Raw genomic sequence first — 12,505 nt, forward strand, 5'->3', positions numbered from 1 at the left:
GCTCATCAATCCCTCGCGCGGGTTCCGATTCCGAGCGGCGGATTCCCCGGGGCCGTCGACTCGCCGGTGATTCGGCGAGATCCCTGAGGCTGGCTGCGTGGGAGACGGCCGAAGCCAGGCATCGGGCTGAGGATGTGAGGACTTCGGCGGCTCCTTCATCCGATTGCGCCGCTCTCCTAGAACGTCCCATTTCCTCGGCGAACGATCAAGGGTTTTCCGTATTTGGAGGGGACGCGAGGTGCTTGGCGTCTGTGCTTATGCCGTCGATTTGCGCTCCGGCTTCGCTTTGAATCCGGGCGTCTCGCCGCGATCGAGGATGGATTGGGCCGCCTGCTTGCAAGACTCCAGGATCTTGCCCGCAAGTTCTCCATCCTGGACGGACCTCGCGAGGCCGATGCCTCCGACGCAGAGGGCCAGCGTGGCGAGGGCCTGCTCTTCGTTGAAGGCAGGTTGGCCGTCGGGCCCTTGCGTCGTCGCCAGGCGTTGGAAGTCGAGGACCATCGCCTCGAACCCTTTCTTGACCGAGTCGTCCGATCGGCAGACCTCTGAGAGCAAGGCGGCGAGCGGGCAGCCTTCCTCGATCTTCTGGAGGTGGACGTCCCCGAGGTAGCGGGTGACGAATGCATCGAGGTCCTTGCGGACGTCAGTCCTCGTGGCCTGGTCATCGGCTTTGATGTTGAACTGGCCGCGGAAGTACTCGAAGAGCTCGGCGAGCAAGGCCTGCTTCGAGGCGAAGTGGGCGTAGAAGCCCCCCGCGGTCAAGCCCGCCTCCTCCATCACTCCGTCCACGCCCGTCGCGTGATAGCCCTGGCGACGGAAGACTCGCCCCGCCGCCTCGAGGATCTTCTCACGCGTCTTCGCCTTGTGTCCGGGGGGATAACGCATGGGGGCTCCTCGAGCAATCGACGCCGGTTGCGATGGCCTTTTCGTCTAGCTTGAGTTTCTCCGGGCTGGTCCGTCCGTCAAGATGATGCCGGTCGGAAGTTGAGCGGGATGGGGCTTGAACCGTCTCAACGGCCGTCGTAATCGCCCACGATGAGGCAGGAGTTGTGGCCTCCGAAGCCGAAGCTCGTTGAGAGGGCGGTCCTGACCTTCGTCTCGCGGGCGACATTCGGGACGTAGTCGAGGTCGCACGCCGGGTCGGGCGTCTCGTAGTTGATCGTGGGGGGGATAACCCCGCGGCCGATGGCGAGCACGCAGGCGATGAACTCGATCGCGGCGCTGGCGCCGCAGAGGTGGCCCGTCATGCCCTTCGTGCTGCTGACGGAAATCCGATAGGCCTCATCGCCGAAGACCTCTTTAATCGCCCGGGTCTCGACCTCGTCGCCGAGCGATGTACTCGTGGCGTGGGCGTTGATGTAATCGACCTCATCGCGCGGGAGGCCTGCGTCATGCAGGGCATTGCGCATGGCCTGCACCGCGCCTCGGCCGTCGGGATGGGGAGCGGCGATGCCGTAGGCGTCGTTCGTGCGGCCGCAGCCGAGGACCTCGGCGTAGATGCGGGCTCCTCGCTTCCGGGCGTGCTCCAGGTCTTCGAGGACGAGGATCCCGGCCCCTTCGCTGAGGACGAATCCGTCGCGGTCGCGGTCGAACGGGCGGCTCGCCTCCTGGGGCGACTCGTTGCGAGCCGACAGGGCCCGCGCGGCGATGAACCCGCCGAGGCCCATGACCGTGATCGTGGCGTCGGAGCCTCCGGTGAGCATGACGTCGGCCTCGCCCCGCTGCACGGCGCGGAAGGCGTCGGCGATGGCGTCGGCCGCCGAGGCACACGCAGAGGCCACCGCGGCACTCGGCCCCTGGAGGCCGAACTGGATGGCAACGCTGGCCGGCCCGGCGTTGGGCATCATCTTGGGGATGACGAACGGACTGATGCGACGAGGGCCCCCCTTCATGTACGCCTCGTGGCCGTCCTCGAACTCGTTCAGGCCTCCGATGCTGCAACCGAGGATCACCCCGTGGCGGAAGGGGTCGCCCGTCGAGAGGTCGAGGCCGCTGTCCTTGACGGCCTCCACCGCCGCGTGGACTGCGAACTGCGAGAATCGATCCATCCTCCTTGCCGCGCGGGGATCCGGCAATTTCGAGGGGTCGAAGCCTTTCACCTCGCCGGCGATCCGGACGGGGAAGGCGGAGACGTCGAACTGCTCGATCATTCCGATCCCACTGCGCCCGGCCGTGAGCCCATCCCAGAACGCGTGGACGTCGTTGCCGAGCGGGTTGATCGTGCCCAGGCCCGTCACAACCACGCGCCGCCACTCTCTGCCCCTCGAGGCACTCATCCCTGATTCTCCCTGCCTAATGTTTTCCGCTCGTCGGGTCGGGCTGCCTGCTGGAATCGCTCGAGTTCCCGCTCGAGGAGCCCCTTGACCGGGGCCTTCCCCAGCGCAAGGCGGGCGATCATGAACTCGCCCATGAGGAACGACGTGTAACCGGAGAGCGACAGCACCATCTCCCCGAGTGTTCCGAACCGGAAGAGCCCGTCCTCGTCCCAGGCCTCCTCGACTTCCAGGCGAGCGTCGAGTTGCCCTGGCTCGAGCGACTCCGTCGCGTGGATGAGGTCCGTCCTGTGCCTGGCGTAAAGGGAGGGCAAGGATACGTCCCACTCCGCGATGTCCTCGTCATCGCCGATTCCCCAGGGGGCGAAGCGGGCCTCGAACCCATATGGGACCTCGGGCAACTCCCCCGCGTCGAGATGAACGAGCGCGGCCCTGTCCGCCACCGTCACCATCCCGAGCAACCGAGCGACGCTCCGGAACGGCCCGTGCATCGGCCTCAAGAGCTCTCGAGGCGAGAGATCCGCGACCGCCTCGAGCACGAGTTGGCGCGTGAAATCGAGCTCCTTCGACAGCAGGGTGATCGAGGGATCCATCGGGAAAGCCTTCTTTCTGCGGCACGGTTCGCCGACGCTACGTCGCGAATTACCGGCCACTCACATCGACATCCATCAAGAGGATTTGCCGCGGATTTGTCCGAAGCGAGGGTGTTGCATTTCGAGGTGTCGGAGCGTCTCGGGACCGATTCCTGGGCGACTCGAAATTGTATTTCGATCGTAATTTTAATCAAGGGTCGAGGAGCTTCGGCGATCTGATCCGAGGGTCTGGACGGTTTGAACTTGCCATCGCATCGTGCCTGGCTGGGAGGGCTTGTGCCGTTTCTCGACGGTAAACGCTTGACTTCGGAGAGCGGGTGACGAAGCTGAAATCCTCGAATGCCGTTGTGGTCGGAACCAGGGCTGCCCTCGATGACCGAACATCAGCAACTGCTCCAGTTGGCCGCCCTGTTCGATTGCCTGGAAGACGTGCTCGTCTGGGTCAAGGACCGACGCGGGTGTTATTGCTGGGTCAACCGGGCCTTCCTGATCAACTTCGCCCTGGACGATCGCCGCGATCAGGCCCAGGCCCTGGCCGATTCGGCGGAAATCGTGGGGAAGACGGATTACGACCTGTCACCCGCCTTCCTCGCCGACCAGTTCCGGCTCGATGACGAGCAGGTTCACGAAGGCAAAAGGATCGTCAATCGGATCGAACTCGTCGGCCAGCCCGACGGTCACGCAGTCTGGAACGTCACGAACAAGATCCCTCTATACGGACCGGACGGCGAGATCATCGGTACGGCCGGGATCACGAGGCGGCTCAACACGCCGAGGCAGGATATCGTCCCGGGCACCGAGTTCGGCCCGGTGCTCGCGTACATGCGAGACCACTACCACACGCCGATCTCGAACGAGAAGTTGGCGAAGCTGGCGCATATGTCGGTGCGGGCCTTCGAGCGGAAGTTTCACAACAACTTCCACCTCACTCCGCAGAAGTACCTGCGCAAGTTGCAGATGCGCATGGCTAGCCGGGCCCTCGTGTACACGAACGAGCCGCTGGCCGACGTGGCGTTGAGCTGCGGTTTCTCGGATCAGAGCCACTTCACGCGCGAGTTCCGCCGGCACTTCGGCAGGACCCCACGAGATTACCGCGACCACTATGTGCGCGGGATCGTCGACGCCGCTCCTGTCACAAATCCTGCCGCTGTTAAGCAATAATCCGGGCATTTCACGCAGTATCTTGCAGCCGTAGAAATCCCGAAGGGGATAGGCTACGCCGAGTCGTCCACTCCTCACGACCTGTTGAAATCAGGCTTGGCGACCGACCCCTCGTCGCGGCTCACGCTCTCGTTTCGGATCGACATTCGTCGACTCATTCGACAATTCCTGCTGGTCGACGCCCTCTCCCCGGCCGATCGGCGGCGGCACCGCTCTATTCGAAGTTGCAGTTCGTTCAAACGATCTCGCCACAACCATCTGCTGCCGCTTGTTGAATCAACCTCCGAGGAGTACCTCCATGCGGAACGCGAGTGCCATCGTCAGGGTTTGTATGGCCGGCCTCCTCCCGTCGTTCTTGGCGCTCGTCGATGCGTACTCCACGCTCCGCGCCCAGGCGGTCGACCACGCCCAACATGCTGCCAACCACGCAGACAAGACCCCGGCCCGGCATGCCCTGGATTCTCTCGACGCCGATGAGATCCAGGGTGCGGTGAGTATCGTCCGCAAGGGGAAGCAACTCGCCGACACGTATAAGTTCGTGACCGTCACACTGAAAGAGCCGGCGAAGGGGCTCGTCCTCCACCCTCATCAGGGGAATTCGATCGCCCGCGAGGCATTCCTCGTCCTGCTGGACAACGCGACGGGTAAGGGGTACGAGGCGGTCGTCAACCTCGGCACGAAGGCGGTGACAAAGTTCGAGGCCCTGCCCGACGCTGTCCAGCCCTCGATCACGCTCGACGAGTTCTCCGAGTGCGAGGAGGCCGTGCGGAAGTCGCCGGAGTTCCAGGCGGCCCTCAAGAAACGCGGGGTCACGGACATGAGCCTCGTCATGGTCGACGCCTGGTCGGCCGGCCATTACGGCAACGAGCCCGAATCCGACAAGGGGAAGCGCCTCGTCCGATCGCTGAGCTGGGTCCGCTCCGACCCGCAGGATAACGGTTATGCCCGGCCCATCGAAGGGGTCGTGGCGGTCGTGGACCTGAATCGCAAGGAAGTGCTCCGGATCGAGGACCACGGCGTCGTCCCCCTGCCCCCGAAGGCCGGGAACTGGGCCCGTCCCTCGATCCCCACGGTTCGAGGCGACCTCAAGTCGTATGAGGTTTCGCAGCCGGACGGCCCGAGCTTCTCGCAGAATGGCAACGAAATCCAGTGGCAGAAGTGGGCGCTCCGGGTCGGGTTCAACCCTCGCGAGGGACTTGTCCTCTACACCGCCTCTTACGACGGTCGGCCGGTCTTCTATCGTGCCTCGATCGCCGAGATGGTCGTCCCCTACGCCGATCCCAAGGTTTCGGCCTACCGCAAGAATGCCTTCGACCTCGGCGAGTACGGCGTGGGCATGCTGGCCAATTCCCTGGCCCTGGGCTGCGACTGCCTGGGGACGATCCGATACTTCGACGGCCATATGACCGACAGCAAAGGGCGGCTGATCACGATCAAGAACGCGATCTGCCTGCACGAGGAGGATTTCGGGCTCCTCTGGAAGCATACCGACTGGCGTACCAATCAATCGGAGGTGCGGCGCTCGCGCCGGCTGGCTGTGTCGATGATCGCCAACGTCGGCAACTACGACTATGGATTCTACTGGTACTTCTATCAGGATGGCACGATCCAGATGGAAGTGAAGCTCACCGGGATCATGAATACCCAGGCCCTCAAGCCGGGAGAGACCGCCCGGTTCGGCACCGAGGTCGCCCCTCGCCTGAACGCCCCGTTCCATCAGCACTTCTTCAACGCCCGAATCGACCTCGACGTCGACGGCGAGGCCAACACCGTCCAGGAGGTCAACACTCGGAGCGTTCCCTCGGGGCCCGACAATCCTTTCGACAACGCCTTCGACACCGAGACGACCCCGCTGACGAAGGAGGCGAACGCCCAGCGCAACACGAACCTGCTCTCGTCCCGCTTCTGGCGGATCGTCAACAACGCCCGCAAGAACGAGCTGGGCGGCCCCGTCGGCTATCGCCTCTGCCCGACCGAGAACACCCTGCCCTACGCCCGCCCCGGCTCGGCGATCCTCAAGCGGGCGGCCTTCGTCACCAAGAACCTCTGGGTGACCCCCTTCCGCAATGAGGAACGCTACCCGAGCGGCGACTACCCGAACCAGCACCCCGGCGACGACGGCTTGCCCCGTTGGACCAAGGACAACCGCGACATCGCCGACACCGACCTCGTCCTCTGGTACACGTTCGGCCAGACGCACATCCCCCGGATCGAGGACTGGCCGGTGATGCCCGTCAGCTCGGCCGGGTTCCTCCTCCGGCCCGACGGCTTCTTCAACGCCAATCCGTCGCTCGACGTGCCCCCTCCTCCGTCGGGGATGTGAGGTCGAGGCGTGCTTGGCCCTGGATTTCAAGGGATCTGCTGGTCCCATGGGCATGTGGCCTGCCCCAGCCTGACAGCCGGGGCTTTGCCGTTTCTGTCACAAATCCTGCCGCTGGGGAGCAATCTTCGGCCCCAGGGCGCCGGTAGTATTCCGACCATCGCATTCTCGGATGTACGACTCGAGCACTTCGGGAACCCACCCATGTTGAAGCGAAACGCATTGGTCCTTTCGGCGGTCAGCCTCCTCACCGTCTCCCTGGCCTGGGCTGGCGAGGTCGAGACGCCCGAGGGATTCACCCCCCTCTTCAACGGCAAGGATTTCACCGGCTGGAAGGTGCCCGAAGGGGACAACGGCCACTGGAAGGTCGTCGACGGGATCATCGACTACGACGCCCTCAGCGAGGCCAAGGGGGACAAGACCCTCTGGAGCGAGAAGGAATACACCGACTTCGTCCTGAAACTGGACTGGCGGATCAAGGAAGCCCCGTTCATCAACAAGAACATCCCGTACATCCTGCCGAACGGGACCCACGCCAAGGACATCCACGGCAAGGAGCTGAAGCTGGCCCTGCCCGACGCCGACTCCGGCGTCTACCTCCGCGGCGACGGCCACTATCAGGTCAACATCTGGTGCTGGCCGATCGGCTCGGGCGAGATGTACAGCGTCCGCATGGACCCCAAGACCCTGCCCGAAGTCCGCGCGGCGGTGACGCCTAAGTTCCAGGCCGACAAGCCGGTCGGCGAGTGGAATCACTTCGAGATCACCGTCAAAGGCAAGACCGTCAGCGTCGAGCTGAACGGCAAGCTCGTGGTCCCCTCGGCCACCGTCCCCGACCTCCCCGCCATCGGCAAGCTCGCCCTCCAGCACCACGGCGGCAAGAACAAGAAGGGCGAGTGGAGCGGCCCCCCCAGCCTCGTCCAGTTCAAGAATATCTACATCAAGGAATTGAGCAAGTAAGTATCTCGAGTTGGTTCCGCCCTCGAGTTTTGGTGGAGGTCCCCTCGGTCATGAACACGACGGAAAGCCAGAAAGCGACGAGCACGGCTCCGGTCTCCCGGCGAGGCTTCCTCGCCGGTGCGGCGGCGGCCGCGACGTTCACGATCGTGCCGAGTCATGTCCTCGGCCGGGGGGGCGCCGTCGCCGCCAACAGCCGGATCAACGTCGCCTTCCTCGGGGTCGGCTCGCAAGGGTTGCGGGTCATGTTCGACTTCCTGCAACACCCCGACCTCCAGGCGGTGGCGGTCAGCGACCCGGTCAAGTCGGCGGCGAACTACCACCAGTGGAGCCGCAGCGAGTTCTGCAACCACGTCCGCAAGATCATGGGCACGAACTCCGGCTGGGAGTGGCTCAGCCCCAACGCCCCGATGCTGCCCCTCACCCCGACCTTCAGCGCCCCGGCGGGGGTCGCGGGGCGCGAGCCGGCCCAGAAGATCGTCGACGCCTACAACGCCCGCGGCCAGCGTTCAGGCTCGGCCCGAAGCTGCTCGGCCTATGCCGACTATCGCGAACTGCTGGACAAGGAGAAGGACGTCGATGCCGTGGTCGTCGGCACGACCGACGTCCATCACGCCCCCGCCGCCCTCGCGGCGTTGAAGCGAGGGAAGCACGTCTACTGCCAGAAGCCGATGGCCCACTCGCTGCATGCGGCCCGGCTCATGGCGAAGGCCGCCGAACAAGCGAACGTCGCCACGCAGGTCGCCGTGACCCGCCAGGCCTCCGAGGATACCCGGCGCCTCATCGAGTGCATCGACGCGGGAATCATCGGTGACATCACCCGCGTCCTCAACTGGACCAACCGCCCTTCCTGGCCCCAGGGCCTGAACCGGCCCAGCGAGACGGCCCCAGTCCCGGAGGGGATCGATTGGGACCTCTGGCTCGGCCCCTCGCCCGAACGCCCGTTCAACCCCGCTTACCTCCACTTCGTCTGGAGAGGATGGGCCGACTTCGGCTGCGGAGCCTTCGGCGACATGGGCTGCTACAGCCTCGACAGCGTCTATCGCGCCCTCAAGCTCTCAGCCCCGATCGCGGCCGAGAGCGAGACCGATGCCAGGTTCCCGGAGACCTTCCCCAAGGCGTCGGTGATCCATCTCGACTTCGCCGCGCGAGATTCGAAGCCCCCCGTGCGACTGACCTGGTACGACGGCGGCCTCAAGCCCAAGAAGCCCAGGGAGATCGAGGGGGATCGCCGCTTGCCCTCCGAGGGCCTGATCTTCATCGGCTCGAAGGGGACGCTCCTCTGCGACTTCAACGGCGGCAAGATGGAACTCTTCCCGACCGCCAGTCGAAAGACATTCGTCGAGCCTCCCAAGACCCTCCCCCGCTCTCCCGGCAACGAGCGAGAGTGGCTCGACGCCATCCACGACGACAAGCTCCGCACCGGGGCCAACTTCGTCTTCTCGTCGAAGGTCACCGAGGCGCTCCACCTCGGGAACATCTCACTCCGCACGGGCGAACGCGTGGGTTGGGATTCCTCGAGCATGACCCTCACCGGCTCCGACGCGGCGAAGGCCATGGTCCGGCCGGAGTATCGCCCGGGTTGGGGCGTCTGAAACTGCGGCTCGTTGCAAAGCCACCTGGATCGGATGGGGGATCGAGACCAATGATCTCGTGGATGAATCGGACGTTCGGGTTGCTGGGATTGATCGCGGTCGTTGGCGCCTCGACGCCGGCGCAAGCCGCCGAAGGGACGGTTAAGGTCCTCGTCCTGTCGGGCCAGGGTGAGCACGACTGGCGCGAGACGACCCCCTTGGTCCGCCGCATCCTCGGCGAGACCGGGCGGTTCGACGTTCGCGTCTGCGAGGTCCCCTCAGGGCTCTCGGCTCAAAGTCTTGCCGGCATTGATGTGGTAGTGGACGACTCCGGTGTCACGACGGCGGGGGGCGAGGCCGAGAAGGCGATTGCCTCGTTCGTCGAGTCGGGCAAAGGGCTGGTGCTTACGCAATCGGCCCTGCTCTCGAAGCCGAAGTCGGGATCGACTCACGGCCTCCTGCCGGTCTCGGGAGCGAGCCCCACTCTGACGCCGACGCACTTCTTCACCGTCAAGCTCGGCAAGGATGAACATCCGATCGTCAGGGGGCTGAGGCCTGAAATCCAGGTCGCCGACGCTTTCTGCCGGGGCCTGAGCCTCTCGCCCAAAGCCAAGGCTCTTGCTTACGCGGTCGATTCCGCGACGACGGCAGGTGGTGAAGGCGAGCCCGTCCTCATCGCCTCCGAGCTCGGCAAGGGACGCGTCTTCGCCACGGCACTCGGCAAGGGGGCGGCCGGGATGCACGAGAGTGCCTTCAAGACGGTGCTGGCTCGCGGCACGGAATGGGCGGCGACGGGGAACGTCACACTGCCCGTCGACAACCCCGCGCCACCGAAGAGTCCCGACGCCATCAGGGGCATGGTGATCAACGGCGGGCATGACCACGAGACGGCCTTCTACTCGCTCTTCGACGGGTACAAGGACCTGAACTGGCTGCCGGTGATCGCGAGCGCCACGGCCTTCCAGAAGGACCTGCGCGGCAAGTACGACGTGCTCATCATGTATGACTTCACCCGCGACCTCGACGACAACGGAAAGAAGAACCTCCGCGACTTCGTGGAGAGCGGCGGCGGCGTGGTGGTTCTCCATCACGCCCTGCTGAACTACCAGAAGTGGACCTGGTGGTATCAGGACGTCGTCGGCGGGAGCTATCGCCTGGCCCGCGAGGGGACCACGCCGAGCTCCTCCGTCAAGGACGGTGAGCATATGTTCGTCACGCCCAAGGACGAGACGCATCCGATCCTGGCCGGGATCGCCCCCTTCCATATCGTCGACGAGTCGTACGGGAGGATGTACATCTCGCCGAAGGTCCGCCCGCTCCTCACGACCGAGAACCCGAACAGCACGCCCGTCGTCGCCTGGATCGGCCCCGACCCGAAGTTCAAGGTCGTGGCGATCCAGCTCGGGCACGGACACACGGCGTTCGCCAACCCGACCTACCGGAGGCTCGTGCACAACGCCATCCTCTGGGCCTCGGGCAAGAGTCAGTGACCAACGCGTGATCGGCTGAATTCAACGGATTTGGCTTTTTCCAAAAGTGACGCATCACGCCCACCAGACCCCTGGCCGGGCGAGAAAGGAACGATCGATGAAGGTTGGACTCTACAGCATCACCTACCTGGGCCTCTGGTATCGCGGCCAGGAACTTACGCTGCCTCAGATGATCAAGAAGGCCAAGGAATTCGGCTACGACGGGATCGAGATCGACGGCAAGCGTCCCCACGGCAACCCGCTCGACTGGCCCAAGGCCCGCTGCCAGGAACTACGAGCGACCGCCGAGGGCGAAGGGCTCGAGATCTACGCGGTCGCGGCCAACAACGACTTCAGCAACCCGGTCCCCGAGGTCCGCGAGTCGCAGATCTGCTTCACCAAGGAGCTGATCCGCATGACGGCCGACCTCGGCGCCCCGACCTTGCGCGTCTTCCTCGCCTGGTGGGGCGTGACCCGTCATCCCCAGTTGGCCACGTACGACATCGCCGAAGGTTACTGGCCGATCGTCCACGAGAAGTTCTCCACCGAGGAGATCTGGGACTGGTGCCGCGAGGCCCTCATCGAGAGCGCCCGCTACGCCGGCGACGCCGGGATCACCCTCTCCCTGCAGAACCACAAGCCGCTCATCAACGACCACAACGACCTCCTCCGCATGGTCAAGGAGGTCGACTCGCCCCACTTGAAGCTCTGCCTCGACGCCCCGCTCATGCCGGATCGCAGCAGCGCCGGGATCCGCGAAGGAGCCCTGGCGGTCGGTTCGTTGCAGGCACTCACCCACTTCGGCGGCGAGTTCGAGGAACTCTCCGACGGCTCAATCCGCGGCTTCGAGCGGAACGACGGCGTCATCGGTGAGGAGACGAACCAGTACTACCGCGACTTCGTCCGCGCCATGAACGAGATCAACTACAACGGCTACATCGGCTACGAGCTCTGCCACCAGCTCCCCGTCATCAACGGCGAGACGGTCGACATCAGCTACGCCCACGAGCAGGCCCGCCTCGCCGCCCGCTTCATGAAGGAACTGATCGAGGCCGAGACCCTCGTCGGCGCCGCCGCGAAGTAATCCGAGGCTCTGAGAATCTCGAGGTCGCCGTCGGCTTGGCCGGCGGCGGCCACCTAGGAAATCGGCCACATGGCCAACTCGGGTCAGCCCTGCACTGGCCCGCATCTCTCGCAGAAATCCCATCGAATCGAGAGTGCCACTCCCCCTCTTCTCCCGGCACTCATGCGAGGCACTTCCAGGTCAACTCACCCGTGATTTTGGGAGATGGTCCATGAATACGAAATCCACGTTCCGGATCCTCGCCCTGGCCCTGGTCACGTTCTCCGTCCTGAACAACTCGACGCGCGCCGAGGAGAAGAAGCGGAACCTGCTGGTGATCGGCCAGAGCAAGGGGTATCAGCATGAGTCGATTTCGGCCGCGATGGTCACGCTCTACGAGCTCGGGAAGAGCTCGGGGAAGTGGAATACCTACTTCCGCACCGACTGCACCGCGATCACCAAGAAGCCGCTCAAGTGGGAGGCGAAGAACCTCAACGACTTCGACGCCGTCGTCTTCTTCACCGACGGCAACCTCGACATGGATGAGTCGCAGAAGGCGGACCTGCTCTCCTTCATCCATGACGACGGCAAGGGCTTCATCGGGATCCACAGCGCGACGATCACTTTCCTCGGCTGGCCCGACTACGGCCGGATGATCGGCGGCTATTTCGACGGCCACCCTTGGGGGCAATTCGACGCCCCGTTCGTCGTCGAGGACTCGAACTTTCCCGGCATGGGCCACCTGCCGACGCAGTTCCACTTCAAGGACGAGATCTACCAAATGAAGGATTTCTCACGCGACAACGTGCGAGTCCTCCTGAGCCTGGATGCGAGCAAGGTAGACCTGACTAAGAAGGGCGTGAAGCGCAAGGACAGGGATTTTGCCGTGGTCTGGGCGCGCAACTACGGCAAAGGGCGCGTTCTCTATAACGGCCTAGGTCATTGCCTCGAGGTCTGGGACCGCCCCGAGATCCAGAAGATGTGGCTCGAGACGGTGCAATGGTCCATGGGAATGATCCCCGGCGACGCCACGCCTCGCCCCAAGGACCTCAAGGCTGCCCTGGCCCCTTCACCGGCGGAAAGCAAGTAAGGGAA

At 64.5% G+C, this 12,505-nt stretch carries 10 protein-coding genes; 7 read left to right on the plus strand and 3 right to left on the minus strand.

Going from position 1 to position 12,505, the window contains the following annotated elements; all coding sequences use genetic code 11:
- Positions 1-255: 255 nt before the first annotated feature.
- The 3 genes from ACOYYX_RS27610 to ACOYYX_RS27620 form a co-directional block, all read right to left on the minus strand.
- The gene (locus ACOYYX_RS27610) at positions 256-885 is read right to left on the minus strand and encodes a TetR/AcrR family transcriptional regulator (protein WP_422925703.1); all 630 of its coding nucleotides are present in this window, start codon (positions 883-885) and stop codon (positions 256-258) included.
- Positions 886-1,010: 125 nt separating this feature from the next.
- A complete protein-coding gene (fabF, locus tag ACOYYX_RS27615; protein WP_422925705.1) occupies positions 1,011-2,276 on the minus strand; it encodes a beta-ketoacyl-ACP synthase II in 1,266 nt (421 codons plus the stop codon).
- Positions 2,273-2,866, minus strand: a complete 594-nt coding sequence (locus ACOYYX_RS27620; RefSeq protein WP_422925707.1) for a hypothetical protein — start codon at positions 2,864-2,866, stop codon at positions 2,273-2,275. Before ACOYYX_RS27620 ends, fabF begins: the two co-directional genes overlap by 4 nt.
- Positions 2,867-3,238: 372 nt before the next feature.
- Between ACOYYX_RS27620 and ACOYYX_RS27625 the strand changes: the two genes are divergently transcribed.
- The 7 genes from ACOYYX_RS27625 (at position 3,239) to ACOYYX_RS27655 (ending at position 12,500) form a co-directional block, all read left to right on the plus strand.
- Positions 3,239-4,027, plus strand: a complete 789-nt coding sequence (locus tag ACOYYX_RS27625) for a helix-turn-helix domain-containing protein (protein WP_422925709.1) — start codon at positions 3,239-3,241, stop codon at positions 4,025-4,027.
- A gap of 298 nt (positions 4,028-4,325) precedes the next feature.
- Positions 4,326-6,350 carry a primary-amine oxidase gene (locus tag ACOYYX_RS27630; protein WP_422925711.1) on the plus strand — a complete coding sequence of 675 codons (2,025 nt, stop codon included), beginning with the start codon at positions 4,326-4,328 and terminating at the stop codon, positions 6,348-6,350.
- Between the two features lie 201 nt (positions 6,351-6,551).
- The gene (locus tag ACOYYX_RS27635) at positions 6,552-7,307 is read left to right on the plus strand and encodes a 3-keto-disaccharide hydrolase (protein WP_422925713.1); all 756 of its coding nucleotides are present in this window, start codon (positions 6,552-6,554) and stop codon (positions 7,305-7,307) included.
- Between the two features lie 50 nt (positions 7,308-7,357).
- Entirely contained in the window at positions 7,358-8,899 is a 1,542-nt protein-coding gene (locus ACOYYX_RS27640; RefSeq protein WP_422925715.1) for a Gfo/Idh/MocA family protein, read from the plus strand.
- Between the two features lie 62 nt (positions 8,900-8,961).
- On the plus strand, positions 8,962-10,368 hold the full coding sequence (locus ACOYYX_RS27645) for a ThuA domain-containing protein (RefSeq protein ID WP_422925717.1): 1,407 nt from the start codon (positions 8,962-8,964) through the stop codon (positions 10,366-10,368).
- 97 nt (positions 10,369-10,465) lie between these two features.
- Positions 10,466-11,431, plus strand: a complete 966-nt coding sequence (locus ACOYYX_RS27650; RefSeq protein WP_422925719.1) for a sugar phosphate isomerase/epimerase family protein — start codon at positions 10,466-10,468, stop codon at positions 11,429-11,431.
- Positions 11,432-11,642: 211 nt separating this feature from the next.
- The gene (locus ACOYYX_RS27655; protein WP_422925721.1) at positions 11,643-12,500 is read left to right on the plus strand and encodes a ThuA domain-containing protein; all 858 of its coding nucleotides are present in this window, start codon (positions 11,643-11,645) and stop codon (positions 12,498-12,500) included.
- Positions 12,501-12,505: the final 5 nt, after the last annotated feature.

It is taken from the genome of Singulisphaera chitinilytica (assembly GCF_049331405.1).
Lineage (GTDB): Bacteria > Planctomycetota > Planctomycetia > Isosphaerales > Isosphaeraceae > PoT.